The 24,102-nt window shown below is 56.5% G+C and carries 26 protein-coding genes and 1 pseudogene; 11 read left to right on the plus strand and 16 right to left on the minus strand.

The genetic code is table 11. The features are described 5' to 3' along the window. Window position 1 precedes the first annotated feature (1 nt). The gene (locus AC2FJ5_RS07075; RefSeq protein ID WP_496702420.1) at window positions 2-409 is read left to right on the plus strand and encodes a universal stress protein; all 408 of its coding nucleotides are present in this window, start codon (window positions 2-4) and stop codon (window positions 407-409) included. A 398-nt stretch (window positions 410-807) separates the two neighbouring features. Here the strand turns inward: AC2FJ5_RS07075 and AC2FJ5_RS07080 are convergent, their stop codons facing one another. The 7 genes from AC2FJ5_RS07080 to AC2FJ5_RS07110 all read right to left on the minus strand — a co-directional run bounded on the left by AC2FJ5_RS07080 (window position 808) and on the right by AC2FJ5_RS07110 (window position 6,414). Beyond that, complete coding sequence (locus AC2FJ5_RS07080; RefSeq protein ID WP_496792899.1) at window positions 808-2,196, minus strand: peptidase M16 family protein; 1,389 nt, start codon at window positions 2,194-2,196, stop codon at window positions 808-810. A gap of 1 nt (window position 2,197) precedes the next feature. Further along, on the minus strand, window positions 2,198-2,698 hold the full coding sequence (locus tag AC2FJ5_RS07085; RefSeq protein ID WP_496792901.1) for a peptidase M16 family protein: 501 nt from the start codon (window positions 2,696-2,698) through the stop codon (window positions 2,198-2,200). 90 nt (window positions 2,699-2,788) lie between these two features. Continuing rightward, window positions 2,789-3,487, minus strand: coding sequence for a M16 family metallopeptidase (locus tag AC2FJ5_RS07090; protein ID WP_496792902.1), 699 nt, complete (start codon window positions 3,485-3,487; stop codon window positions 2,789-2,791). Between the two features lie 106 nt (window positions 3,488-3,593). Further along, the gene (locus AC2FJ5_RS07095) at window positions 3,594-3,764 is read right to left on the minus strand and encodes a hypothetical protein (RefSeq protein WP_496691997.1); all 171 of its coding nucleotides are present in this window, start codon (window positions 3,762-3,764) and stop codon (window positions 3,594-3,596) included. A gap of 294 nt (window positions 3,765-4,058) precedes the next feature. Continuing rightward, window positions 4,059-4,970, minus strand: coding sequence for an NAD(P)-dependent oxidoreductase (locus AC2FJ5_RS07100; RefSeq protein ID WP_496691998.1), 912 nt, complete (start codon window positions 4,968-4,970; stop codon window positions 4,059-4,061). 17 nt (window positions 4,971-4,987) lie between these two features. After that, on the minus strand, window positions 4,988-5,536 hold the full coding sequence (locus AC2FJ5_RS07105; protein ID WP_496691999.1) for an isochorismatase family protein: 549 nt from the start codon (window positions 5,534-5,536) through the stop codon (window positions 4,988-4,990). Further along, window positions 5,533-6,414, minus strand: a complete 882-nt coding sequence (locus tag AC2FJ5_RS07110; RefSeq protein WP_496692000.1) for a HalD/BesD family halogenase — start codon at window positions 6,412-6,414, stop codon at window positions 5,533-5,535. Before AC2FJ5_RS07110 ends, AC2FJ5_RS07105 begins: the two co-directional genes overlap by 4 nt. A gap of 119 nt (window positions 6,415-6,533) precedes the next feature. On the opposite strand from AC2FJ5_RS07110, the gene AC2FJ5_RS07115 reads away from it, so the two are divergent. Both AC2FJ5_RS07115 and AC2FJ5_RS07120 read left to right on the plus strand, forming a co-directional pair. Continuing rightward, window positions 6,534-7,403 (plus strand): LysR family transcriptional regulator, encoded by an 870-nt coding sequence (locus AC2FJ5_RS07115; protein WP_496792903.1) that lies wholly within the window; start codon window positions 6,534-6,536, stop codon window positions 7,401-7,403. 707 nt (window positions 7,404-8,110) lie between these two features. Continuing rightward, on the plus strand, window positions 8,111-8,743 hold the full coding sequence (locus AC2FJ5_RS07120; protein ID WP_496702408.1) for a tyrosine-type recombinase/integrase: 633 nt from the start codon (window positions 8,111-8,113) through the stop codon (window positions 8,741-8,743). Between the two features lie 116 nt (window positions 8,744-8,859). On the opposite strand, the gene urtE is transcribed toward AC2FJ5_RS07120, so the two are convergent. From urtE to AC2FJ5_RS07150, 6 genes are all read right to left on the minus strand, one after another. Further along, window positions 8,860-9,567, minus strand: coding sequence for an urea ABC transporter ATP-binding subunit UrtE (gene urtE, locus AC2FJ5_RS07125; protein ID WP_142639074.1), 708 nt, complete (start codon window positions 9,565-9,567; stop codon window positions 8,860-8,862). Further along, on the minus strand, window positions 9,557-10,297 hold the full coding sequence (urtD, locus tag AC2FJ5_RS07130) for an urea ABC transporter ATP-binding protein UrtD (RefSeq protein ID WP_142639072.1): 741 nt from the start codon (window positions 10,295-10,297) through the stop codon (window positions 9,557-9,559). The genes urtE and urtD overlap by 11 nt, the downstream gene beginning before the upstream one ends. After that, complete coding sequence (gene urtC / locus AC2FJ5_RS07135; RefSeq protein WP_496792905.1) at window positions 10,294-11,553, minus strand: urea ABC transporter permease subunit UrtC; 1,260 nt, start codon at window positions 11,551-11,553, stop codon at window positions 10,294-10,296. The genes urtD and urtC overlap by 4 nt, the downstream gene beginning before the upstream one ends. A gap of 2 nt (window positions 11,554-11,555) precedes the next feature. Continuing rightward, the gene (gene urtB / locus AC2FJ5_RS07140; protein WP_496792906.1) at window positions 11,556-13,520 is read right to left on the minus strand and encodes an urea ABC transporter permease subunit UrtB; all 1,965 of its coding nucleotides are present in this window, start codon (window positions 13,518-13,520) and stop codon (window positions 11,556-11,558) included. Window positions 13,521-13,596: 76 nt separating this feature from the next. Beyond that, a complete protein-coding gene (urtA, locus tag AC2FJ5_RS07145) occupies window positions 13,597-14,871 on the minus strand; it encodes an urea ABC transporter substrate-binding protein (protein ID WP_496792907.1) in 1,275 nt (424 codons plus the stop codon). Window positions 14,872-15,172: 301 nt separating this feature from the next. Continuing rightward, window positions 15,173-15,550, minus strand: coding sequence for a hypothetical protein (locus tag AC2FJ5_RS07150; protein WP_496792908.1), 378 nt, complete (start codon window positions 15,548-15,550; stop codon window positions 15,173-15,175). 281 nt (window positions 15,551-15,831) lie between these two features. Between AC2FJ5_RS07150 and AC2FJ5_RS07155 the strand changes: the two genes are divergently transcribed. The 8 genes from AC2FJ5_RS07155 to ureG are packed head-to-tail and all read left to right on the plus strand — an operon-like array spanning window position 15,832 to window position 20,881. Further along, the gene (locus AC2FJ5_RS07155) at window positions 15,832-16,659 is read left to right on the plus strand and encodes an urease accessory protein UreD (protein WP_496702402.1); all 828 of its coding nucleotides are present in this window, start codon (window positions 15,832-15,834) and stop codon (window positions 16,657-16,659) included. A 3-nt stretch (window positions 16,660-16,662) separates the two neighbouring features. Beyond that, window positions 16,663-16,965, plus strand: a complete 303-nt coding sequence (locus AC2FJ5_RS07160; RefSeq protein ID WP_496702400.1) for an urease subunit gamma — start codon at window positions 16,663-16,665, stop codon at window positions 16,963-16,965. 9 nt (window positions 16,966-16,974) lie between these two features. Next, window positions 16,975-17,145 (plus strand): hypothetical protein, encoded by a 171-nt coding sequence (locus AC2FJ5_RS07165; RefSeq protein WP_282022498.1) that lies wholly within the window; start codon window positions 16,975-16,977, stop codon window positions 17,143-17,145. Further along, window positions 17,142-17,447, plus strand: a complete 306-nt coding sequence (locus tag AC2FJ5_RS07170; RefSeq protein WP_496708941.1) for an urease subunit beta — start codon at window positions 17,142-17,144, stop codon at window positions 17,445-17,447. Before AC2FJ5_RS07165 ends, AC2FJ5_RS07170 begins: the two co-directional genes overlap by 4 nt. Next, window positions 17,447-19,159, plus strand: coding sequence for an urease subunit alpha (gene ureC / locus AC2FJ5_RS07175; protein ID WP_142639059.1), 1,713 nt, complete (start codon window positions 17,447-17,449; stop codon window positions 19,157-19,159). The genes AC2FJ5_RS07170 and ureC overlap by 1 nt, the downstream gene beginning before the upstream one ends. A gap of 6 nt (window positions 19,160-19,165) precedes the next feature. Next, a complete protein-coding gene (locus tag AC2FJ5_RS07180) occupies window positions 19,166-19,645 on the plus strand; it encodes an urease accessory protein UreE (protein WP_496792910.1) in 480 nt (159 codons plus the stop codon). Further along, window positions 19,629-20,273: an urease accessory protein UreF gene (locus tag AC2FJ5_RS07185; RefSeq protein WP_496792911.1), complete on the plus strand. Its 645-nt coding sequence runs from the start codon at window positions 19,629-19,631 to the stop codon at window positions 20,271-20,273. Before AC2FJ5_RS07180 ends, AC2FJ5_RS07185 begins: the two co-directional genes overlap by 17 nt. Next, on the plus strand, window positions 20,270-20,881 hold the full coding sequence (ureG, locus tag AC2FJ5_RS07190; protein WP_142639053.1) for an urease accessory protein UreG: 612 nt from the start codon (window positions 20,270-20,272) through the stop codon (window positions 20,879-20,881). The genes AC2FJ5_RS07185 and ureG overlap by 4 nt, the downstream gene beginning before the upstream one ends. A gap of 106 nt (window positions 20,882-20,987) precedes the next feature. Here the strand turns inward: ureG and AC2FJ5_RS07195 are convergent, their stop codons facing one another. From AC2FJ5_RS07195 to AC2FJ5_RS07205, 3 genes and pseudogenes are all read right to left on the minus strand, one after another. Continuing rightward, window positions 20,988-21,533 carry a GNAT family N-acetyltransferase gene (locus AC2FJ5_RS07195; RefSeq protein ID WP_496792912.1) on the minus strand — a complete coding sequence of 182 codons (546 nt, stop codon included), beginning with the start codon at window positions 21,531-21,533 and terminating at the stop codon, window positions 20,988-20,990. A 325-nt stretch (window positions 21,534-21,858) separates the two neighbouring features. Further along, window positions 21,859-22,748: pseudogene (locus AC2FJ5_RS07200) on the minus strand (IS3 family transposase); the annotation flags it as partial. Window positions 22,749-23,215: 467 nt separating this feature from the next. After that, the gene (locus AC2FJ5_RS07205; RefSeq protein WP_271952726.1) at window positions 23,216-23,896 is read right to left on the minus strand and encodes a GntR family transcriptional regulator; all 681 of its coding nucleotides are present in this window, start codon (window positions 23,894-23,896) and stop codon (window positions 23,216-23,218) included. Window positions 23,897-24,102 lie beyond the last annotated feature (206 nt).

Genomic DNA, 24,102 nt, shown 5'->3' on the forward strand with positions numbered 1-24,102 from the left:
CATGTATAAGAACATTCTGATTCCAGTCGCGCTGGACAACGATCACGATACACAGGCCTCATTTGAAGCTGCTCGTTTGCTGGCGAGTGCCGATGCGGAATTCACAGTGCTCCATGTGCAGGAGCCGATCCCTGCATATGTGGCATCCCAGATACCCGAGGAAGTTCTGGCCAACACGCGAAAAGAGCTTCAGGAAGGCTTACATCGGAACGCTGCAGAGCTACCGGGGGCGAAACCGCGGCTTATCTCGGGGAGCGCTGGCCGAGCGATCGTTGATTTCGCAAATGAAAATGGCATCGATTGCATAGTGCTGGCCTCACACAAGCCGGGGATCGAGAACATGTTTATTGGGTCGACTGCGAACCGGGTCGTTCACCACGCCAATTGTTCTGTCCACGTGATCCGCTGAGTCGTTTTGTGGCAGGTGCTCCAAGTCGAATGCTGGATGCCCAGCATGGGACACAAAGACGACGGAGTGAAATTGGCGTTGCGAGCACGCGCAGCGTGAAAATCGTATTCACGCTATGGGCTCGCTGCGGCCGATTGCCAATGCAGTAGGCAACTTGGCGCAGATGGAACGGAACCAGCCATCGGCAGAATAGGTCAAGCCTCTTATCTTCCACTGTCACGGTCGATGTACTGTCGTTCGCATGGCAGGAGCGAACTTTGGCGCCGCAAGCGGCGAAACCTGGCTCTGCGCCCAATTTGCACAATACAGCACTAAACACTTATGACTGCTTTGCGCGGCAATTGAGCTTTGCAGGGGCTAGTGCTTCCTTTTAAAGGCCAACTACAATTGCATTTGACCTATAGGTTTTCAGCATTCGAAAGCACATCAAGGCAAAACCTCAATGGGGTGCTTTTCGGCATCGAGCAGAAACCTTTTGATTGCAAGGGGTCCAGAGGAGAGTTTCCTCCTCCGATCAGAATAAGAAGGAAATCCTCCAAAGGCGGCAAAAGCTCATGTGAGATTGCTGCCGTCTCCTCCAATGACAGTGTTTGGAACACGCCAAAAAGTGGAATTTCGATAGTCCCGTCAGCGCCCTCGGGGTACTCGTGCAGGTATTGCCGCGTTCCCCAGACAGGCTCAGTGAAAAAATCGCGATAGTAAGCCCGGTCCAACTGACCGAACTGAATCTCTAAACCTTCTTGTTCAATCTTCCCGCTGCGGACACTCTGATAGATTTCCTTTATTTTCTCATAGATCTCTGGCCATCTTACCGCCTCAACTGTTGCGCTCAGTGAGATAATCGCCTTTCTCTTCCCCATGACAACGAAATCTGAACGTGGATCGTAAGCCGCACGCATTTCCTGGCGGATTATCCGAAACATCTCAGACCCTTGGTTTGCGCCAATGTAATCCACCAAGACATTTGTTCCAACTTGGTCAGCCTCGTCCGCAAACTCCTCTGCTTTGACAAAAAGGATCAGCATCTCGGAAGAGTCGGGATCGGCAAAGTGAATGACACCCGCTGGAAGGGTGAAGTCATCCACATCCGTGCCAATCAACGCTTCAGCCCATTTTGCAAAAGGCAGTTCCCACTTTCCCTTCGGGCGGGGAAGATTGTTAACCAGTCGAATGGTGCGGCGTTCTACTTCTTCATCTCCAGATCTTAGGATTGCCTGAATGGGTTGACCGAAACGAAATTGGCCATCCCAAACCTCGGTTTCTGCTTCGTCAGGTTCGTACTCTAGGAAATCCGCCACTTCATCCAGAACATGTTCTGGCATTCTGGTCCTGGTAGACTTGATTGGGCTGGAATACCGCAGCTCTCTTGCATACCAGCCGTCGGAGTATTCCGGCTCAAGCAATAGATTTTCGAGGTGGACGATGGTCTCTGGAAAGACTTCATTTGGCGCCGAAACAGTGAGCATCAGACTATGGCGACTTGTTTCGACGTAATACCTGATCCCCTTCAACTGCTTGTATTTAGCAATTTTGTGGGAGGAACGGCTTGATGTTCCTCCTGACACGATACTTGCGAGACCAGCGCGCAACGCGGCCACCCGTTCTGTTGTTGGCCGATCAATTGGCCAAACCAAGGTGAGTTCTGAGGTGCCGTTTTCTAGTGGCATCAGATAAACAATATTCGCATCGCCAGTCGTTGCGATCTGCTCTGCTCGGACCTGCTGCGCTGACAGCAGGCTGAGAACCATTAAGAGAGAGGAAGTGAACCGGCTTTTGAATGCTTGCATGTTACTCTGCTTTTTCGGCCAACACGACTGATGTGGCTGATGGCTTGATGACCTTTTCGGCAAAATCAATAACGTCCTGATCTGTCGTATCGTTCAAGATCTCGACAAATACTGACGGTGTGACAGGTGGGAAGCCATCAGAAGCCACATTCTTCAGAAATGATAGAAACTCTACGGGTCGGCGCGCGGCATTCCGGGCTCCAACGACCTGCGTCTGGCGTGCTTGATTGATTTCGTCCCTGGTGATTGGTTCGTTCAACAAATTCGCCAGAGTTTCTGTCAGATGGCTGTGCGCCGGGTCCAAGCTGAAGCCGGGCATCAGGTGCAAATCTATGGTAAGTTCCAGATCAGCATTCTTGGCAAAATACCAGTCTGCATCGACGCTGAAAACGCGCTCGTCTTGATAGTACAGGGCCTTGTATAGCCTTTCGTTCAAAATATCGCTGGCGATGAAAAATGCCCCCTGCATCTCGATGCTGGTTGACCGATCTTCGAAGTCCACGAATTTCGCAAACTGGACTGTGTCATGCGCCAGCTTGTCCGACCTAATGCGCTCAATAAACTTGAGCTCGGGATCCGGTTTGTGGTCTAATCAGGGCTTCTGAGGAACCTCAGAAGGTTCTGTGTCCCCAAATATACGTGCAACGAGTTCTTCGGCTTTATCAGGGTCAATTTTCCCCGACTCGATTAACGTCACATTGGATGGCACATAGTGTGTTTCGTGAAACTGATAGGCCTTCTCAAGGTTCAATTTGGGAAGATCTTCAATGGTGTTATTTGCCCGACCACGCAGAGTGCCATAGAGGTTTTGAAGCGCAATTCTTCGGAGCCAGCGAAGCGGAGACTGTCTTTCGCGTAGCAGTGTTTCACGCTGAACGATATCAATTTCGCTTTCCGCAAATCCTTTCGGCAGTGTTGGGGTGTCAAGAACCGCCCGAGACAGCCGCAACAGCATTTCTATGTCGGAAGGAACGCCAGAATTAGTGTAGACAGTAGATACGTTGTGCGTTGTCGCATGGATATCACGCTCTCGGGGCTTTCTCAGAATGGTAGCATCCGCTGAAAACGCGGCCAGATGTTCAGTCAGATGCGCCGTACCGGATGGTTCCGGATCGTCATACGCCCCCGAGAGAACAATTAGCTGCACGTCCACACGGTCGAGGTCGTCTACCGGAACTACGTAAGCTGCGTGTAATCCGCCTTTCTCAGAAAGAGTGATAACGCTCTGAGCTTGAGCAGCTCCAGCAAACACCAAGAGGACAAGCGAAAAAAACAAAACGACAGCGTGCATTATTATCCTTTAAACTATTTCACTTAAGCCAAATAACGTCCGTCGTTAGGCGTTCAACGAAAGCGAAAATGATTTGCTGAATGCTTGTGGGATACGAGTTGCTATTTCAAGTCGCCAATTGAAAACTTGTCGAAATGTTTTCGGTTTGCTGCAAATCTACGACCGCGAACGACTGGTTCGGCGACATGCGCTGCATCGTATCAATGGTGGTGCCGCACGTGCGAGAGAATGCTGCATCAGCAAAGCAGGAAAATCCAATGTCGGCATTGTCCTGCATAGCAGGCCTTCATACTGTCTGAACCGAACCGATGACCTACTGAAACCGTCAGATGACTGGTTTGAGCCCCCACCAGTCGTTGCTATTTTTTTCTGCGTGCGCTCGCAGCTAGGATTTTTCGGCACCCGCGCAACTTCTCATGTTGCGGTGCGGCGGCCATTCTGGCCGTTCGCGCACCGCGCAGCATTCTTTAAGGTGGGAATTTACAGGTCGCGGACAATGCCGACTTTTGCTGAAACGGTGCCAAAGTCAGCAACTGACTTCGGTTGGGGCATACCAAAGTGGCCTGGATCGCTATTTCTCCCAATGGGGCACCCAGTCACCATCCGTACGCAGTGACACACCGGCGGCATCTTCTTCCAGCTTGATTACGTGCAGTTCGCCCTTGTCGCCGCCGTAGGTTTTTCGCGCTTTTTCAAATTGCGCGCAGACCAGACGTGTCGCGGGGGCCGGTGTTCCTGCGTCATCGCAGGCCTCGACAATGAGCCCCAAGTCTTTTTGGCACAGGTCTAGCGTGAAAGATGGATCGTAGTGCCCTGCAAAGACCGACGGCGCATCATGGTGCATACACCAGCTATCGCTGGCCCCAATTTTCAGAGCTTCCCATGCTCGGGGCAATTCAACGCCGGATTTTACGGCCATGACCAATGCCTCTCCCATCGCGGTGGCGTGGATCGCCCAAAGTTGGTTGCTGGCAAGTTTGGTGATTGACCCGTTGCCGCTTTGGCCCATGTAGTGCATCGGCCCCATCAGCTCCATCACGGGGCGGATACGCTCGATCGTGTCCTCGTCGCCGCCAGCAAATTGCGGCATATTGCCTGCACGTGCGCCATCAACCGCGCCTGATACCGGGGCGTCGACCGGCTGGACGCCCTTGGCTGCCAATGCGCTTCCAAGTGCTCGTGCCAGGGTCGGTTGGTTGGTTGTCATATCAACCCAAACCTGCCCCGCCCCCATCGCCGACAGTAGACCGTTTTGACCCCGAACCACCTGTTCGATCTGCTTGGGACCAAACACCATAGTAAAGACGATATCGGCATCTTTGGCGGCCATGGCGGGCGTATCAGCCCACGTCGCCCCAAGCGCCAGATGCCGTTCGGCGCGCTTAGCGTCCAGATCACAAACGGCCAGCTGATGCCCGCCCTTGATCAGGTTCAGGGCCGCCGCCCCACCCATCGTGCCAAGCCCGATAAAACCAATGCGCATGTGTGCGTCTCCTGAAATCAAGCGGCGAGGATTTCGTCGGTCGATTGGACCGCACCAAATTCGCCGTGAAGGTTTGCAAGGGTCACCGAGTGGATTTGCGCGGCGGTATGGGCAACCCCGTCTGGACCGGTTGCGTCATAGGCCCAGACCGCATCAGAGGCATAGATCATATCAAACCCAAGGCTGCTGGCCGAGCGTGCGGCGGATTCAGCACAATGATTGGCGGTCGCACCGCAGATGACGACCCGTTCAATGCCCGCGCCCTGCAAATCAGCTAAAAGCGTGGTGCCACCAAATGCACTAGAGGCGTGTTTGACGATCACTTGTTCGCCGTTCTGAGGTGCGGCAAACGGTTGAACGGCAGAACCCGGTGCATCTGGGTGAAACGGATCATCCGCATCTGTGCCGTGGTGGTGGATGTGGATGATCTTGTCACCAGATGCGCGGAATTGCGACAGCAAACGTCCAATATTGTCAGACGCTTCAGGGCAAGACCGCGCGGCCCCAGCAGCATCGTCATGGGCGAGCGCCATTTGCACATCAATAACGAGGAGAGCGGTTTTCATTGTGATATTCCTTTAGCCTGCGCCAGTGCGGCCCTACGATCCTCAAGGATTTTTTCAACGCGTGTGCCATAGATGCGTACGTTGATGTCGTCGCTGATGACACGACCTTTTTGTTCATCATAGGTCATAATTGCCGTCATTCTGGGATGCGCGCCGAACACTTCGGTCACACCGTGCAAGGAATATCCGCCACGGAACAGTGTAAACGTCCCGGCCCCACGATCGAATTTATGCGCATGGGACATATCCCCCGCCAATAACCGGTCCACGGCGTCACGGTCTTCGGCCTCATCTGTGCGCGAATTTGGCAAGAATGCAAAATCGCCACCGCTTTCAGCTGCTTTCAAAAGCAACGTCACGGTACATTCGGTTGTATCATAATGCCATGCATGCCAACTGCCGGGGTAAAGTGCGACAACATTCAGTGCCTGAAACTCATCTGCACAACGATGCAACACGGTCTTTTTCTGCACACGGCGAACGAAGTCCGTCAGGACATCCGACTTATATAACTGCTGGATCAACGTATCTGCCGGTATCTGGTCATCGGCAAGCTGAGTAGCCACATGGGTGTATTCGCGACGTCGCGGATCATCTTCTGGCAAGGACGGATCAATCGCACCTTGATAGATGTTGCGTTTGATTGTCAGCACCTCGGCACCGGGCAAAAGGCTGCTGGATTCGTCCTCAAGGGCGGCCAATGCGTCCGCGCGAATGAAGCCATCCAGATTGCACCAGCCGTACGCCTCCATGTGGTCCTGACAGTCCTTCAGGAACGCCGCACCCGCGCCCTTATCCAGATCAGCAATTGGATAACGCGCAAGATCGACGAGGTTCAGGGCCATGTCAGCATGGGTTCCAAAATCGGTCTTTGACATCGCACTCTCCTTTGGAAATCGGGCAGACGCGGGCCCGTTACCCATTGATAGACGAGCAGTTGGCAGAAGATAAACGAAACGAATTGCCCTCAAGCACATAAATATCTTATGCCACACGGGTGAAACAGAATCTCAATCTGAATTGGCTGCGCACGTTTGAGGCCGCGGCCCGCCACCAGAGCTTTACCGCCGCAAGCCATGAATTGGGCCTGACGCAAACCGCCGTCAGCCAACATATCAAGGCGCTGGAGACCAAGCTGGGGCAAAACCTGTTCATCCGCCGCGCCAAAAGCCTGCAGCTTACGGATATCGGGCAAGCCTATCTGATTTCGGTGCGTGAGGCGCTTGAACACATCGCGTTTTCGACCAGCGGGCTTTTTGGGCCGGAGCTAGAAACGACCATCGTTGTGCGCGCCTCTGCGGCGATGATCATCTGGCTGACGCCGAAGCTGTCCACCTTTCAAGATGAACACCCGCAAATCGTGATCAAGCTTGAAACGTCGCTGTGGCAAAATGTGCTGGAAAAACACCCCGTCGATGTCGAGATTTTGCTCGCCGCGCAGACCCACGCAAACCCATGCATGGTCAAGCTGTCGGACGAGAGAATCCTGCCCGTCTGCGGGGTGCAGACATCAACGAAAGTCCAAAGGCCCGCGGATCTGATGCAACTTGATGCCATTCACGTTCTGGGCTTTGACGACCATTGGGCGCGTTATTTATCCGCCAACGGCCTGCCAATTGACAGGATTTCTCCCCGCATCATTGTTGACACTTCGGTCGCGGCCTGTGAATTGGCCGCCGCGGAGAACGGCTGCGCGATTATGTTCGAACGGTTCGCACAACAGGCCATCGCCGCAGGGCGCGCCATCAATATTGTCGGTGACCCCATCGCGAATGGTCAGTCACATTATGTCATCCAACGAAATACGGGCCTCCGCGAAAAACAGGCGTCAGCGGCATTTTGTGAATGGTTGGCCGCATGCTTTTGACGTTCGCCTCGGAGCCAAAGGGGCTTTTCTGCGAACGGTTGGAAACATCTCTTTAAACCCCATGAGCAGCCGTTCTTCGACTTTGCAGCCTTGGCCGAACTGGGCTCTTCACGGCCATGCGGTGCCGCAGAAACCCGTGGTCCCTTCGCGGTCTGATAGCGTCCCTTCGTCTGGACAACGCATTTCCGTCCGAACCACCTGTATAAATTCGTGTTTCTCAGGCCGCAAAAGTGAGCATGCGTCGTTCGCTGTCTGGCAGCGGGAATTCCGGCAACGGGTAGCGACCATCGCTCAGAGCCCAACCTGTACCTTGGATTTTTTCGCTGCGTGCGCTCGCAACACGGAAAATTTTGGGCACGCACAAATTCTTGTGTCACGGCGCAGCGCTGAATTCGGCCATTCAAATATTGCATAGCAAGAATGTGCGCCCGGATTCACGGGATGTAGACTGAAGCAGTGATCCGTGAAAATCTGTGCAAGCGTCGGCCCACCGGACCGGTGCTTCCACGGTGGGGCTGACGCGCCTTGATTCCGTTCTGGGGTGCATCACAACCTATGTCCGCCAACGAACTCAAAGCGGTTCAATGCCTGCACCGAGAACTCAAGTAGAGTGGGCTTCGGACAGCAGGCATCCGATTCGATTGTACAAGTGCCTCGTTGGCGCGGTGCCGATGATTGGGTGCGGAGGGCGGATTGGAGGGCACATTATGCCTAGAGCTCAACTTCCCGCAGTCACCCCAAAGCGCAGAGCATGGAACAAGGGGCGGATCATCGGCCAGAAACGCCCCTTGTTTCCCAAGCAGGTCTGGGCGATCCGTGCTCGGCTCGAACTCGCCGGAAATCTGCGCGATCTTGCGCTGTTCAACGTCGCCATTGATAGCAAGCTGCGTGGATGCGATTTGGTTAGGCTTGCCGTGACCGATCTGGTCAAAGATGATCGTGCTCGAGAACGGGTTTCAGTGGTCCAGAGCAAAACCAAGAAACCAGTACAATTCGAACTGACGGAAAACACACGGGATACGGTTCATGCTTGGGTCAAGTCGCCAAAGATGATGGGCTGTAGCTTCATGTTTCCGAGCCGTTTCCTCGAGCGACCCCATATCTCAACGCGTCAGTTTGGTCGGCTTGTCCGGGATTGGGTGACAGCGATTGGATTGGAACCGAGCGGTTACGGAACCCATTCACTCCGCCGAACCAAAGCAGCGGAGATTTACCGTAAGACAGGGAATCTCCGTGCAGTGCAGCTTTTGCTGGGTCACACTAAGATTGACAGTACAGTGCGTTACCTTGGCGTTGAGTTGGAAGATGCTCTCACTATTGCGGAGCAGATTGAAATCTGACCCGCGTCGGTGAATGGCACTTGCCGTTCGCCGGTTTGGAACAGACTTACGGCCTTGAAGCGGCGAAACCGGTTATGAAGGGAAGAATAGTATACAGATCACCCTGCCATTGCGTACTACAAAGACGTGCTTGCGGTCAGCTTTTCGAGTGATAGTTCCGGCTTTCGCGCGCTCAGTTTGACGGCACCGCGCTCCATCACGACGAAGGCATCCCCAAGATCATAGGCGAAGGACAGATACTGTTCGACTAGGACGATAGCGATGTTCCCGCGTTCCTTCAAAATGCGGATGGTGCCGCCGATCTGCTGGATGACGTTCGGCTGGATACCTTCGGTCGGTTCATCCAGAAGAAGCACTTTCGGGTTCGACACCAGCGCGCGCGCGATCGCCAGTTGCTGTTGCTGGCCGCCTGAAAGGTCACCGCCCCGCCGTTGCAGGAACTTCTTCAGAATGGGGAACAGATCAAAAATCTCGTCCTTCACCTTGCGTTCGCCACTTGGCAGGCAGGCAAATCCCGTCTCAAGGTTTTCCTGCACCGTCAAAAACGGAAAGATCTCGCGCCCCTGGGGCACATAGGCAACGCCCTTCCGCGCAAGGTCAAAGGCCTTCAGCTTTCCGATGCTTTGGCCGTCCAGATCATAGTCGCCCCCCGACCGGGGATGGGTGCCCGCCAGCGCCTTTAACAGCGACGTCTTGCCTACGCCATTGGTGCCCATCAAGCAGGTGACCTCGCCCTGGGCCGCGTCGAAATCCACGCCGTTCAGAATTTGGCTGCCGCCATAGTGCAGCGTCAGATCGCGGATGCTGAGGAAACTATCGGCCAAGGTACACCTCGATGACTTGCTGGTTCTTGGTGACGTGATCGATCGAGCCTTCGGCCAGAACCGAGCCTTCGTGCAGCACGGTCACTTTGCAATCCAAACGCCGCACGAAATCCATGTCGTGTTCCACTACGACGACAGCGCGGGTCTTCGCCGCGTCCCGCAGAATTTGCGTGGTCTTCTGACGTTCTGCGGTCGTCATGCCTGCCGCAGGTTCGTCCACCAGCAACAGCTTCGGTTCCTGTGCCAAGAGCATCCCGATTTCCAACCATTGCTTTTGCCCGTGGGACAACTCGCCAGATTTCCGTGACAGAACCGCGTCCAGCCCAATGACATCCGCCAGTTCTTCGACCCGGGCAAAGTCCGGTGTTTCGGGTTTGAACAGCAGCACGGCCAGCGGCGACCGCGACTTTTTCAGCGCCATCATCAGGTTGTCTTGAACCGTCTGATCCTCAAACACCGTGGGTCGCTGGAACTTGCGCCCGACCCCTTCCATGGCGATCTTGCTTTCCGATTTGCCCAGCAAGGACACGGGCGGTTCGCCCCAAAGCACATGGCCCTCGTCAGGCCGGGTTTTACCGGTCACCACATCCATGAAGGTGGTCTTGCCCGCGCCGTTCGGGCCGATGACCGCCCGCAATTCGGCCCTGTCAATGCTGAACGACAGGTTGTTCAGCGCCTTGAACCCGTCAAAGCTGACCGACACGCCCGAGACTTCAAGAAGCGCGCTCATGCATCTGCCTCCTTTTCTCTCAAAGAACCGTGGCCCGGCCCCAGGTCGCGCCCATGCCGATTGGGGTTGCGACGCGCTGCCAAGGCGTCGACCAGCCCTCCAATGCCTTTCGGTGCGAAAAGCGTAACCGCCACGAAGGACAGCCCCAACAGGACGGTCCACCAATCGACCCATTGAATGCGATACCCGGCGATGTTCAGGTCAGGGGCTTGCCCGCCGGTAAACCAGGTCGACAAGAGCGAGACGAAAGCTGCGCCGATCACGGCTCCGTACAATCGCCCACGCCCGCCGATGGCCACCCAGACCGCCAGATAGATCGAGGCAATCGGCGCCAGTTCCGCCGGGTTGATGATGCCCGCCTGTGGGTAGTAGATTGCGCCTGCAATGCCAGCGAGCACGGCCGATACGGTGAAGACAAACAGCTTGAACGCCTCGACTGGATAGCCAAGGAAGCGCACCCGCGCTTCGTCGTCCCGAATGCCCCTGAGGACCGAGCCGAACTTGCCCGACACCATCCATGTCGCCAGCAGGTATCCAAGCCCCAAGGCCAGGGCCGAGGCCCAAAGGAACCAGACCGAAACGATGGCCTGACTAGTGCTCTCCAACCCCGGCAGATTCTGCAGGCCTGACAGACCGTTGTTGCCGCGCAATCCGCTGTCGTTTTGGAACAGGTACAGTGACAGCGCCAGCGTCATCGCCTGCGTCAGGATCGAAAGGTACACACCTGTCACCCGGCTGCGGAAGGCCAGCCAGCCAAAGACCAGCGCCAGAAGCCCCGGCGCCAGTACGACGGCGGCCAGTTGCAGCGGCAGAGAATGGGCAAAGGCCCAGATCGGCGGAAATTCCGAGGCTCCGACGACACCGAAGATCTGGCCAGCGATCCCGCTGGAGACCTCTTCGGGCGTTGGCGGCAGCCCTCCGGCGGCGAGGCTTTCGACGACGATCAGACGCGTCCGCTCGTACATCAGCCACATGCCTATCGCGTAACCGCCCATTCCGAAGAAGGCCATGTGCCCAAGGGACAGGATACCGCAATAGCCCCAGACCAGATCCATCGCCAGCGCGACGAGGCAGAGGCACAGGGTCTTGCCCAGGGTCTTGATGAAACTGGTCGAGATGACGCCGATACCGAACCCTTCGGACAGGATCGTCACGCCCAGGGTGAACAGCCCCAGACAGGCCAGAAAGATAAGCACCGACGGATAACGCACCACGAAAGGTGTGCGACGCACAGGGCCTGCTGTCAGTTCCGCCATGCTCATGCCTCCGCCGCCCGGCCTTTAAGCGCGATGATCCCGCGCGGCCGGAATTGGATGAAGAGGATGATGAAGAGGATCATATAGGTCTGTGCGGCCAGTGTGTTCGAGGGGTTCATCCATTCGATCCCTTTTTGCAGCGAGCCAACCATGGTCGCGCCCAGAAGCGTGCCCCAGATGTTGCCAACGCCGCCCACGACCACGGTCATGAAGCTTTGCACGATATAGTCCGCGCCCATCTCGCTGGTCACTTTGGCGTAAAGCCCAATCGCCACACCCGCAATCCCGGCAATACCCGAGCCGAAGCCGAAGGTCAGCATGTTGATCCTGTCGGGGTTGATCCCCATCGAGGCCGCCATGCGGGGGTTCTGCGTCACCGCCCGCACTTCCAGCCCCAATCGAGTGCGGTTCATGACGAAAAGGAATAGCGCCATGAACAAAAGTGCCAAAACGAAAATTGCGATCCGGATATAGCTGATCGACACGATGTCATTGAACACCAGCGATCCGTCCAGCCAGCCGGGCGAGGTGAGGGGCCGCGCTTGCGTGCCGAAGATGTTCTTGGCGATCTGTTGCAGGGCAATGGAAATCCCGAAAGTCGCCAGAAGCGTCTCCAGCGGGCGATGGTAGAGGTGGCGGATCACTAGCCGTTCCATCGTGACCCCTGCGCCGAAGGTGACGGCAAAGGCCAGCGGCAAGGCGACGATAATGGAAATCGTGTAATCCGGGATGATCTGCTGGACGACGTAGCCGGTGTAGGCGCCCATCATGATGAACTCGCCATGGGCCATGTTGATCACGCGCATCACGCCAAAGGTGATAGCAAGACCGATGGCGGCAAGAAAGTAGATCGAAGCGAGCGACAGGGCGTCAAGGCCAAGGTCAAATGCCTGGTTGAATGCCACCTTGTTTTCGATGCCCGTCAGCACCGCCGCCGCGGCAACGGCCACTGAAGGCGAGCCGCTGTAGCGTTCGTAGAACGTGAAGCCTGCCAGCGTTTCATCCACCTCGGCTTCGGTGGCCACAGGGTCTACCACGCCCTGTTCGGCCAAAGCTTCATAAGCAAGGTCGCGTGCGTCTTCGCTGTTCAGGGTCGCCACCTGAACCCCCGCGACCGATCCCTCCGAGATGTTGGCCAAAAGCGCGTTCCGCTTGTCGTACCGGCTGATCCGGGGTTTCGCCAGATCGGCGGCAACCAGAAGGTCATAGGCGGACTCGCGCGGCAGGTCGTCGCTGCCGACGGTCAGGATGCGGGCGATGTCATCGCCCTCGGGTGCTTGTGCCGAAGCCTCGACCTCCACGGCCAAAAGCGGGTTCAATGCGGCCCGGACATCGACACCAAGATCGCCGTCAAACCGCTGGATGGCAGCAATCCTCTCCTCGTCGGTCGCACCGAAGCGGATTGTCAAAAGTCCCTGAAGGCGTTCCATGCGACTTTGCACAGACTGGTCCGTTTCGTCGGGCAGAACTTTGGTCAGGGCCGCGAGATGGGACACCTCCGAGTCACGCTCGATCGCATTCAGGGCCTGCATCTTTTCGGCAAAGGACCCTGATAGTTGGAATTGCACCAGGGCCGCGCCGATCATGCCGCGAATGCCGCTGTTGGGTTTCAACTGTTTGAAGTCACGGGCAACGAAAGTGCCAAGTTCCGCGCCATCGGCAAAGTCAAACGCCGTCAATTCCTTGCCCGAGGCTTCGCCATAGACGAAAAGCCCGGTGTCCTTGTCGCGCCACATCTCTTTGTTTTGCCAGCGTTCCAGCACGACCTGGGCCTCGGCCAGACCACTGGCGGCAAGCGCGTCGATGGCAGGACCGATGGTCTTGCGCGAGGATTTGGCGATGATTTCGCCATGTTCTTGCAAGAGTTGCTGGATCGGCGCCTCGGCGTTCTGCGCCGAAAGTGGCAAGGCAAGAGCGCATAGAAGCACCGACATGAAACCGATGTTGAACCGACGTATAAGCGACATGGATAGTTCAGCCCCCGTAAGGCGTTCTGGGGGCGACATGCGCCGCACCCGTAGGGTGGGTTTTAACCCACCATGCTTAGTAGTTCGACTTGATCTGAACGCAGGACGACGTTTCGGTGTTGTACATCCCGCAATCGAGTTCCGCCCAATCGGATTTCAGCACCGCCGATTCCGGCAGGAAATCCGTCCAGGCATCGCCCGGCACTTCCTCCGTCTGGCTGATGATGTCGAACTGACCATCCTCGGTGATCTCACCGATCAGAACCGGCTTGGCCAAGTGGTGGTTCGGCAGCATGACCGCGGTGCCACCAGTCAGGTTCGGGAATTCCTGCCCGTACAAGGCGGTGCGCACGGCATCGACATCGGTGGAGCCTGCTTCGGTCGCCGCATTCACCCACATGTTGAAGCCGATGTAATGCGCCTCCATCGGGTCATTCGTCACACGCTCGTCGCCCATGCGGGCTTTCCAGGCCTCGACCCATTCGGCGTTGGCATCGGTGTCTGCTGACTGGAAGTAATTCCAGGCTGCGAGGTGACCAACAAGGTTGGTGGTGTCGAGACCCGACAATTCTTCCTCGCCGACCGAGAAGGCGACAACGGGAATGTCGTCGGCGCTGATGCCAGCAGCCGCGAGTTCCTTGTAGAAGCCCACGTTTGCGTCGCCGTTGATCGTTGAAATCACGCCGACTTTCTTGCCGTCCGCACCAAGAGCCACAACATCCGAGACGATCTTGGACCAGTCAGAATGACCAAAGGGCGTGTAGTTGACGAAGATGTCGTCCTCGGCGATGCCCTTCTGCTGAAGATAGCTTCCCAGAATGTTGTTCGTCGTCCGGGGGTAAACATAGTCGGTGCCCAGAAGCGCGAATTTCTCAACGCCAAGTTCTTCCAGAAAGTAATCCGTCGCCGGGATTGCCTGCTGGTTGGGGGCGGCGCCGGTGTAGAAGACGTTTTTTGAGGATTCCTCGCCTTCATATTGAACCGGATAGAACAGAAGTCCGTTCAACTCTTCGATCACAGGTAGAACCGATTTCCGCGACACGGATGTCCAGTTGCCGAAAATCACGTCAACCTCGTGTACCGAAATCAGCTCGCGCGCTTTTTCGGCAAAGAGCGGCCAGTCCGACGCCGGGTCGACCACGACGGCCTCCAGCTCGCAGCCCAGAACGCCGCCTTTGGCGTTTTGCTGTTCGATCAGCATTTCCATCGTGTCTTTTAGCGTTGTTTCTGAAATCGCCATGGTTCCGGACAGGGAGTGCAGCACTCCCACCTTGATCGGGCAGTCTTGCGCCATGGCCGGCAGCATCGAAGCGGCCAGGACGGCAGCAGAACTAAGAAGTGTCTTTTTCATCGCAGTTTTCCTTCAGGCACTGCGCGGGGAAGCGTTGCTTTCAAGGGTGTGATCCCCCATATGCCCCCCACGCAATCTAATTGCGGAGTGCGGTGGTGTTTTGGAATTGCAAGGCCAGCACCATCGCACGTTCAACGGGATTTGTGTGATCCCGGAAGAAGTCGTTCCATGGAAATTGCTGCGACTGCGAGATCGGCGGGGGTTGAAAAACGGCCCCTGGCGTCAATCCGTCAAAAATTGCGCAGACTTTCGCGGGTTCGCCATTTTATTGTGCGAAAGAAACGCCAAATCTTTGGGCGTTTCAGCTTTCAAGCAAGAATCCTGTGCAATAGTCGATCTCGGCCCGGGCACGCCGCACCGCCCATTTGGAGCGATCCGCATCGCGTGAGAAGCTGGCGGCGGTCAGCAATTGCGCATGCGCCATCTTGGCGTCGATACGCAGGTGAAGCGCATGACGTCGTTGATCGTCGGGCACCGTCGCGTTCAGAAGGTCGATGAACTGCGCCCGGCGATGCGCGATCTGATCCGTGCGGTCATCATTCATAAGCCAGGCATGTTCCAACTCGGCCGAGAACCGTCCTGCACATGCCGCGAATGAAGACATCAGGGCATCATCTGCCGCCGGACTTTGCTTCGGCAGGATAAGAAGCAGGACCAGAAAGGTTTTCAAACTGCTCATGATCCGATCATGAACGACCTAAAAGTCAGCAATCAAGCTTTCTGCCACCTTATGGCTAACGCACACTTAACAGACGAAGTCCCTGTCACCCGTTCGACACGTCATTCAGGCATTTCCGTGTCGGCATCTCATCATTGCTGAACTTCTGGGCGAGTGGGGTCACTTTCGCACAGCAAATAGGCAGAACTCCGGGATTGGTCTTTTTCCCGGCGCGCAGCGGTGGATCACACCCCAATGTGCATGGTGAACCATGCGGGTCGAGTACCGGGGGCGACAGACGCATGGGTCAACCACATCTGGCATCACGAGAGGCGAACACCGCCCCGAGATCCATCGGTGCCATGACCTTGTCGACCAAATGCCGTGACGGGCGCACAGGCATTGACCGCTTCAGAACCTCGGGCGCGAGTAAGGTGGCCTTTCCGCGTCGCAAGGATGCCGTCGAAGCCATTGTGCTGAACACCTCGGGCGGTTTGACAGGCGGCGACCGGTTTGAGGCTTCGGCCAGCGCCGGGCCGGACAGCCGCCTGATCCTGACAACCCAAGCTGCAGAACGTGCCTATCGCAGCACTTCTGGCGCTGCGTGTGTCAGCACGCGCCTGTCTGTCGCCAAGGGCGCGGTACTGCATTGGTTGCCGCAAGAGTTGATCATGTTTGACGGCGGTTGTCTCAACCGTCGCCTTGACGTGGACGTCACCGACGGAACCGAGGCCGTGCTGGTCGAACCCGTTGTCTTCGGTCGCCGCGCCATGGGCGAAACCCGTATCTCGGGCAGTTTTCGCGACCGGATCACCCTGCGCCACGATGGTCGCCCGATCTATTGGGATCGCATCAACCTGACCGGATCAATCAGCGCCAGTCTTGACCGTCCGGCCATCGCAGGCGGCATGACCGCCCTTGCCAGCGCCCTTTACTTCGGCCCGCGTGCCGAGGCGCATTTGCCTATTGTCCGACAACTTTTGCCAAAGACCGGCGGCGCAAGCCTTGTCGCGCCCGATCTTTTGACCATCCGACTTCTTGCCGCCGATTCCTATCTGTTGCGCCAATGGCTGGTGCCGGTGCTGGAGCGCCTGACCGAAACCACCCTGCCGAAATCCTGGAGCCTCTGACCCATGCAACTCAGCCCCCGCGAAAAAGACAAACTGCTGATCGCCATGGCTGCCGAAGTGGCCCGCAAGCGCCTTGCCCGTGGCGTCAAGCTGAACCACCCCGAGGCCATCGCGCTGATCACCGACATGGTCGTCGAAGGCGCTCGCGATGGCCGCTCGGTCGCCGACATGATGGAGGTGGGCGCCGTGGTCATCACCCGCGATGACTGCATGGAAGGCATCCCCGAGATGATCCACGAAGTGCAGGTCGAAGCCACCTTTCCGGACGGCACCAAGCTGGTCACCGTCCACAATCCCATCCGATAGGAGTCTCTCATGCGTTATGCTATTCCCGCCTTGTTTCTGGCCTCGCCCGCCTTGGCCCACCCCGCAAGCCTCCCACATGGGCATTCGGGGGATTGGGCTGTGCCCGTCGCCTTGATGTTGATCGGCGCTGCGGTTGTTTTGGCCAAGCGCAAGGCGGTCCGTGTCCGCAGACGCCAATGATCCCCGGCGAACTCTTTCCGGCGGAGGGTGAGGTCACTCTGAACGCAGGGGCGGAGCCGATCACACTAATGATCGCCAATACGGGCGACCGACCGGTGCAGGTCGGCTCACACTACCATTTCGGCGAGGCCAACGCGGCGCTCGATTTCGACCGCGACGCCGCACGCGGCATGCGTCTGGATATCGCAGCCGGGACAGCCGTGCGGTTTGAACCCGGTCAACGGCGCGAGGTGCAACTGATCCAGATTGGCGGCGCACGGCGTGTCTTCGGGTTCAACCAGCTTGTGATGGGAGATCTCTGATGCCCACCCAAATCCCCCGCTCTGACTACGCCGCCATGTTCGGCCCCACCACCGGCGACAAGTTGCGACTGGCCGATACTGACCTGATCATTGAAGTGGAAAAGGACCTGACAGGTCCCTACGGCGAAGAAGTCAAATTCGGTGGCGGCAAGGTGATCCGTGACGGCATGGGTCAGGCTCAGACCACGCGCGCCGAGGGTGCGGTGGATACCGTTATCACCAACGCGCTGATCGTGGACGCAACCGGCATCTACAAAGCGGACGTCGGTTTGAAAGACGGCAAGATCCACAAGATCGGCAAGGCGGGCAACCCAGACACACAACCCGGCGTCGACATCATCGTCGGCCCTGGCACTGAAGCCATCGCTGGCGAAGGCAAGATCCTGACGGCCGGTGGGTTCGACAGCCACATTCATTTCATCTGCCCGCAACAGATCGAGGATGCTCTGTATTCTGGTCTAACCACAATGCTGGGCGGCGGCACTGGCCCGGCCCATGGCACGCTGGCCACGACCTGCACACCGGGACCGTGGCACATTGGGCGGATGCTGCAGGCGGCGGATGCGTTTCCGATGAACCTCGCCTTTGCGGGAAAGGGGAATGCGTCGCTCCCCGCCGCTTTAGAGGAACAGGTCAAGGGCGGTGCCTGCGCGTTGAAGCTGCATGAGGATTGGGGCACGACGCCCGGCGCAATCGACTGTTGCCTATCTGTGGCGGACGACATGGACGTTCAGGTGATGATCCACACCGACACGCTGAACGAATCCGGCTTTGTCGAAAACACCATCGCCGCCATAAGGGGCCGCACCATCCACGCCTTCCACACCGAAGGCGCAGGGGGCGGCCATGCCCCTGACATCATCAAGATCTGTGGCGAGGCCCATGTTCTGCCGTCGTCGACCAACCCGACCCGACCTTTTACGGTCAATACAGTGGACGAACATCTGGACATGCTGATGGTCTGCCATCACCTGGACAAATCCATCCCAGAGGATGTGGCTTTCGCCGAAAGCCGCATCCGGCGCGAGACCATCGCCGCCGAAGACATCCTGCACGACATGGGGGCGTTCTCGATCATCGCTTCAGACAGCCAGGCCATGGGGCGTGTGGGCGAAGTGATCATTCGCACCTGGCAAACCGCTGACAAGATGAAGAAACAGCGGGGCGCCTTGGCCGAGGAGGTCGGCGACAACGACAATTTCCGCGTCCGTCGCTATATCGCGAAATACACGATCAACCCGGCCATTGCGCACGGGCTGTCAAAGCACATCGGTTCGATCGAAGAAGGCAAACGTGCCGATCTGGTCCTATGGAACCCGGCGTTTTTCGGTGTGAAGCCTGAGATGATCCTTATGGGCGGCAGCATTGTGTGTGCGCAGATGGGCGATCCAAACGCTTCGATCCCGACACCGCAGCCGGTCTATACCCGCCCGATGTTCGGGGCCTTTGGCCGGTCGCTGGAAGCCAATGCAGTGACCTTTGTTTCCGAGGCGGCACACTCCGAAGGACTGGGAGATGCGCTTGGATTGGCCAAGACAAGTTTGCCGGTGGAGAACACGCGCGGTATCGGCAAAGCGGATCTTGTCCTGAACGACGCCATGCCCGAGGTCGAGGTGCACCCCGAAACCTATGAGGTGCGGGCTGATGGCGAATTGCTGACCTGCCAACCTGCAACCGAGCTGCCCATGGCGCAGCGGTATTTTCTATATTGAGGCCCCATGACCGATCTTCCACTTGCACAAACGCTCCATCCCGTTGGCACATCAGACAATGCGGTGGCGGACTGCGCGTTGACCTACGACGCCCGATTTTTCCGGCGAAAGAAACTGACAACGACCGAAGGCTGGTCCTTTGTCGCGGACTTCGAACAGACCGTATCCCTGAACGATGGCGACGTGCTGGAACTGGGCGATGGACGTCTGGTCAAAGTGACGGCGGCACCCGAAAACCTCTTGGCCGTTTCCGGGCAAGACCTGCCCCGCCTCGCCTGGCACATCGGCAACCGCCACACACCTTGTCAGATCGAGGCGACCCGCCTTTTGATCCAGGATGATCCCGTCATCGCTCATATGCTGAGCCACCTCGGTGCCACAGTGACCCAAGTCACCGAACCCTTCACTCCGGAAGGCGGCGCCTATGGTCACGGGCGCACCCATGCGCACGATCACGGACACTCGGCCCATGCCCACGCCCATTGATGCGCACTTACTGACGCTGACCCAATGGCTGTCGCCCGCGTTTCCAGTGGGGGCCTTCGCCTATTCGCACGGACTTGAAACAGCGATCAACGAGGGTTGGATTGCCGACGCGACCAGTTTGGAAGACTGGCTGAGAGATTGCCTGAGTGATGGCTCAGGTCGCGCTGATGCGATCTGGATGCGGCTGGCTTATGCTGCCGACGACCCATTGGAGATGGACGCGAAAGCACGATCCTTTGCCACCGCTCAAGAGCGTCTGCGCGAAGCTGAAAGGCAGGGCGCTGCCTTTGTTGCGACGGTTAATGCTGTCTGGGATTTGGCGCTACCTGACATGCTGTTGCCCGTTGCCGTCGGTCGCGCCGCTAGATTGGCAGAGCTGGATATCGATACGACTGCCGTTCTCTATCTGCAGGCCTTTGTCGCAAACCTGACCTCTTCGGCCATCCGCCTGAGCCCCATCGGGCAGACGGCCGGTCAACGGGTGATCCTGAACTTGCAGCCCTTTTGCCTTCAGGTCGCCGAAGACACGAGAAATGCGGACACCACGGACGTTTTTGGCAACGCCTTTTTCTCAGACATCTCCGCGATGGCCCACGAAACTCTTGAACCGAGGCTCTTCCAATCATGACACAACTCAACGGCCCCTTGCGCATCGGTATCGGCGGCCCGGTCGGTGCAGGAAAGACGACCCTGACCGCGAGGCTTGCCGAACTTTTGAAAGACGATCACTCGATCGGCGTCATCACCAACGACATCTACACACAAGAAGACGCCGAAGCTCTGATGCGCATGCAAATCCTGCCTTCGGATCGCGTGATTGGAGTGGAAACCGGCGGCTGTCCTCATACGGCGATTCGCGAAGACGCGTCGATCAACCTGGCTGCCGTGGCCGAGATGCGGCTGCGTCACCCCGACGTAGAGGTCGTCCTGATCGAATCCGGTGGCGACAACCTATCGGCCACCTTCAGCCCGGAGTTGGCGGACCTGACAATCTATGTGATCGACGTGGCCGCAGGCGAGGAAATCCCACGCAAGGGTGGCCCAGCAATCACCAGGTCAGACATCTTAGTCATCAATAAAACCGACCTTGCCCCTCATGTGGGGGCATCTTTGGACGTCATGCGCCGAGACGCCGCGAGAATGCGGGGCGATCTGCCGGTGGTATTTGCCTGCCTGAAAGCCGGCCACGGTTCGGACGAGGTCGTGTCGCACCTTAGATCTCTTTCGGGCATTTGATGAGAGCCTAGCCGGCAAGAACGGTGCTTGGTCCACTTTGCGGGACTTTGAGAGTTTTCGAGTATGTGCTAACGCAACGTTTCGGGACGTTTGCTTCTCCCTCCACTCAAATGAACAAGCGAAATCCCCTGACTTCACCAACGATTTCTGCGGCTTGGGAGGAGGGCGATGACCAGTTTGGATGCAAAACGGCTTTAGCAACGCCCTGATCGATGCACAGCCGAGCATTGTTCTTTGCTGCAAGATGCCTCATGCGGCGGTTCTCTCGCAGGCACATCAATTCAATTGAACTGATGCCCCACTTCCGCGCGATTGCGATAATGCGCTCGAACAGCGCATCACCAATTCCGATGTTTTGCCAATCAGGTTCGACAGAAAAGGCGGCTTCCGTCTTTGTAGATCCGGTCTGGTCGTCACCGCGGAGTTCGGCGACGCCCCTCCGACGCCCTTTTGCAAACGCGCCACAGAGAATGCTGTCATAATGAGGAATGCTCTGAACGTAGGTCGTCAGACTCTCGTCGCTGACAGTCCACCAGAACCGCGCGCGCCGAGCTTCGGCGTCGAGCCGTCGAAAGTGCTCGCAGATCTCGTTTTGGTCGGCTGGATAGAGTCGGCGAATGGCAAAGTCTTGATGATGTCTGAGATGGACCATCGCCTTGTCGCTCCGATTGCAGACTTGGATTGGGCCAGCATCTTCGGGAGGAGGTGAAGATGCTGGCCCAAAAGCATTGGCGGTCCCTGTTGATGTTTTTCGGCGCCGCTGCTTTTGCTGCTTACTGTGGGAAGAGCGAGGTCCAGCAATTCCTTTTCAAATTTGCACGCAAACCCGGGATCAGGACCCGTCGCGTTGGTCCGGGTCTTTCCCGCCGGTTTCCTGTGCCATCAGCTTTTCCGCATATTGAGTGTCCGTCGTCAGAGTTTTTGGAACCAAGAGCGGCGTAAACTAAGTGAGTGTTCGGCTCATCTGATTTGTGTGATTAAGCTGCGCGCTGGCTGTGACGCAAACGCCGAGCTTCGAACGTCTTCCGTTTGATCCGTTCTCGTTATTCCAGAATGGCTTGGTCACGCCCGAAGTAGACATAGGCGGGTGTGACGTTGTTTAGGCTCTCGTGATATCGCTGATGGTTGTAGTGATCGACGAAGGCTTCGATCTGGGCCGCGAGATCACCTGGCAGGAAGTAGTTTTCCAATAAGATGCGGTTCTTCAAAGTTTGATGCCATCGTTCGATTTTACCTCGGGTCTGCGGATGACACGGCGCACCACGACTGTGTTTCATGCCTTTGTCCTTCAACCATTCAGCCAAATCGCCAGAGACATAACTTGAGCCGTTGTCACTGAGCAGTCTTGGTTTGTGGACGATATGGGCCTGATCACATCCGGAGGCCTGCAAGGCTAAATCGAGGGTTCTGTCACATCCTCAGCCCGCATGTTCGTGCAGAGCTTCCATGAGATGATGTAGCGGCTGTAATCGTCCAGAATTGTGCTGAGATAAAACCAGCCCCGACCCAGAACCTTGAGATAGGTAAAGTTGGTCTGCCAAAGCTGGTTGATGGCTGTTGTCTTATGCTCAAACGCATTCGCGGCTTTCAGCACGATGATGGCAGGGCTGGTGATCAGGTCATGCGCCTTGAGCGTGCGATACACTGTAGATTCCGACACAAAATAGCGCTCTTGACCGGTGAACGTGGCGGCCAGCTCGCGCGACGACAGTTCCGTCTCTTTCAGAGCGAGATCCACAACCTTGCGCTTCACTTCGGTGGGCACCCGGTTCCAGACATGATTTGGCTTTGGTGATTGATCATGCAAACCAGCCTCACCGCGCTGCAGATACCGATCATACCAGCGGTAGAATGTGGTGCGGGGGATAAGCCACCGCTATCTCCATTTGCAACACATAGCTTTCGGCACAAGGGGCGGAAATCGGACTTTCGCTGCGGTGGCGAACAAGGCCAACACTCTAGCGATAGCGGTCATTCATTGTAAGTATTAGGCTGATTGCGCTGGGTTAGCAGCCCGATAGAACTTGCGTCAGGCTCAACAGCACATTCCAAAGATGTTTGGTCGCACCAATACGGCAGTCGACGTTGCGATCCCCACAACAAGATCAAACATTTGAGAGCTCCTTGCTGCTTTCTTTTGCCAAGCGTTAAGCTGGCGTTGCAGATACCCTAGTCCGCAACATTTGCGTGGTTGACAGGATCAGTTTCTGTGAAAGGCGGGAAAAACCGCTGACCCGCAATTTGTTCATGCGGTTTTTTTTAAACTACTCGATATCAATATGTATGAATTTAGACTAGGGCAATGAGGCGAAAAGCCATCCGATATCTAGCCACCTATTCATCAAAGTATGCGTTATGCGTTGTGTAGATCGCCTGAATGGTTGGCGTCAAACGGTCAAGATGCGTACGAAGGACTTGATCCGCCGCCCACGCATCCCCGCTGAACAGGGCCTTTAAAAGAGATTGATGATCCAGATACAAATCATCCATTGCTTCTTTGCTGGTTAACGCCAGCATGCAAAGGCGGTCAACCTGTGCTTTGTTTTCGGCGATGATTTCAAACGCAAACGCCTGTTTGGCCGAGGCGCAAAGCAGTTTGTGAAACTGGTAGTCCAGATCATGGAACAAATTGACATCTTCTGCTGAGATTGCATCCGCCTGTTCACGAAGGTTAGCTTTTAATGCCGCGTCTACCGACTTGTCGCGATCTGACACGGCAGTGCGGATGACCTCCAATTCGACTGCGGCACGCACAAAGCGGGCATTCGCGATGAGCTGGCGTGAGAACGGTCGAACAACTGTCGCGCGTTGTGGCCGCACCAAAAGGAGATTGAGGTTGGAAAGTCGCGTGAAAGCCTCGCGCACAGGCTGGCGTGAAAACCCGAATGATTTCGCAACATCCGTTTCGGATATCTTTGTCCCTGGAAGCAGCTCCAGACGGGTGATTTGTCCAAACAGTTCGTCAAAGACGACATCGCTACTTGTCGTACGTTCAAGGGTTCCCAAAGCTGCCATTTTTTGTTTTCCAACCTCTGTTTGGCGACATTGTGGCAGATCAGAGAGAGAATTAATAGAGCAAATTAGGATACTAGGTTACATTATATTCATTGTTCTAAAAGGAAAATATCACATATCGAAAGAGCATCTAGAAAATTTATGTTGACTAGTATCCCAGTTATCGTGTTGGGTGTGCCCATCAACGAGGGCGGAGCAAGTGTGCT

The organism is Ruegeria sp. CDSA221 (assembly GCF_059611825.1).

Bases quoted from the DNA above. Each gene is read 5' to 3' on its own strand.
- AC2FJ5_RS07105 (WP_496691999.1), bottom strand. From the start codon at position 5,536: ATGAAAACCGCTCTCCTCGTTATTGATGTGCAAATGGCGCTCGCCCAT.
- AC2FJ5_RS07180 (WP_496792910.1), top strand. From the start codon at position 19,166: ATGACCGATCTTCCACTTGCACAAACGCTCCATCCCGTTGGCACATCA.
- AC2FJ5_RS07150 (WP_496792908.1), bottom strand. From the start codon at position 15,550: ATGAGCAGTTTGAAAACCTTTCTGGTCCTGCTTCTTATCCTGCCGAAG.
- urtA (WP_496792907.1), bottom strand. From the start codon at position 14,871: ATGAAAAAGACACTTCTTAGTTCTGCTGCCGTCCTGGCCGCTTCGATG.
- AC2FJ5_RS07165 (WP_282022498.1), top strand. From the start codon at position 16,975: ATGCGTTATGCTATTCCCGCCTTGTTTCTGGCCTCGCCCGCCTTGGCC.
- AC2FJ5_RS07120 (WP_496702408.1), top strand. From the start codon at position 8,111: ATGCCTAGAGCTCAACTTCCCGCAGTCACCCCAAAGCGCAGAGCATGG.
- urtC (WP_496792905.1), bottom strand. From the start codon at position 11,553: ATGGCGGAACTGACAGCAGGCCCTGTGCGTCGCACACCTTTCGTGGTG.
- AC2FJ5_RS07100 (WP_496691998.1), bottom strand. From the start codon at position 4,970: ATGCGCATTGGTTTTATCGGGCTTGGCACGATGGGTGGGGCGGCGGCC.
- ureG (WP_142639053.1), top strand. From the start codon at position 20,270: ATGACACAACTCAACGGCCCCTTGCGCATCGGTATCGGCGGCCCGGTC.
- AC2FJ5_RS07080 (WP_496792899.1), bottom strand. From the start codon at position 2,196: ATGCAAGCATTCAAAAGCCGGTTCACTTCCTCTCTCTTAATGGTTCTC.
- AC2FJ5_RS07185 (WP_496792911.1), top strand. From the start codon at position 19,629: ATGCCCACGCCCATTGATGCGCACTTACTGACGCTGACCCAATGGCTG.
- ureC (WP_142639059.1), top strand. From the start codon at position 17,447: ATGCCCACCCAAATCCCCCGCTCTGACTACGCCGCCATGTTCGGCCCC.
- AC2FJ5_RS07110 (WP_496692000.1), bottom strand. From the start codon at position 6,414: ATGTCAAAGACCGATTTTGGAACCCATGCTGACATGGCCCTGAACCTC.
- AC2FJ5_RS07195 (WP_496792912.1), bottom strand. From the start codon at position 21,533: ATGGTCCATCTCAGACATCATCAAGACTTTGCCATTCGCCGACTCTAT.
- AC2FJ5_RS07160 (WP_496702400.1), top strand. From the start codon at position 16,663: ATGCAACTCAGCCCCCGCGAAAAAGACAAACTGCTGATCGCCATGGCT.
- urtB (WP_496792906.1), bottom strand. From the start codon at position 13,520: ATGTCGCTTATACGTCGGTTCAACATCGGTTTCATGTCGGTGCTTCTA.
- AC2FJ5_RS07075 (WP_496702420.1), top strand. From the start codon at position 2: ATGTATAAGAACATTCTGATTCCAGTCGCGCTGGACAACGATCACGAT.
- urtD (WP_142639072.1), bottom strand. From the start codon at position 10,297: ATGAGCGCGCTTCTTGAAGTCTCGGGCGTGTCGGTCAGCTTTGACGGG.
- AC2FJ5_RS07205 (WP_271952726.1), bottom strand. From the start codon at position 23,896: ATGGCAGCTTTGGGAACCCTTGAACGTACGACAAGTAGCGATGTCGTC.
- AC2FJ5_RS07155 (WP_496702402.1), top strand. From the start codon at position 15,832: ATGGGTCAACCACATCTGGCATCACGAGAGGCGAACACCGCCCCGAGA.
- AC2FJ5_RS07170 (WP_496708941.1), top strand. From the start codon at position 17,142: ATGATCCCCGGCGAACTCTTTCCGGCGGAGGGTGAGGTCACTCTGAAC.
- AC2FJ5_RS07090 (WP_496792902.1), bottom strand. From the start codon at position 3,487: ATGCACGCTGTCGTTTTGTTTTTTTCGCTTGTCCTCTTGGTGTTTGCT.
- AC2FJ5_RS07095 (WP_496691997.1), bottom strand. From the start codon at position 3,764: ATGCAGGACAATGCCGACATTGGATTTTCCTGCTTTGCTGATGCAGCA.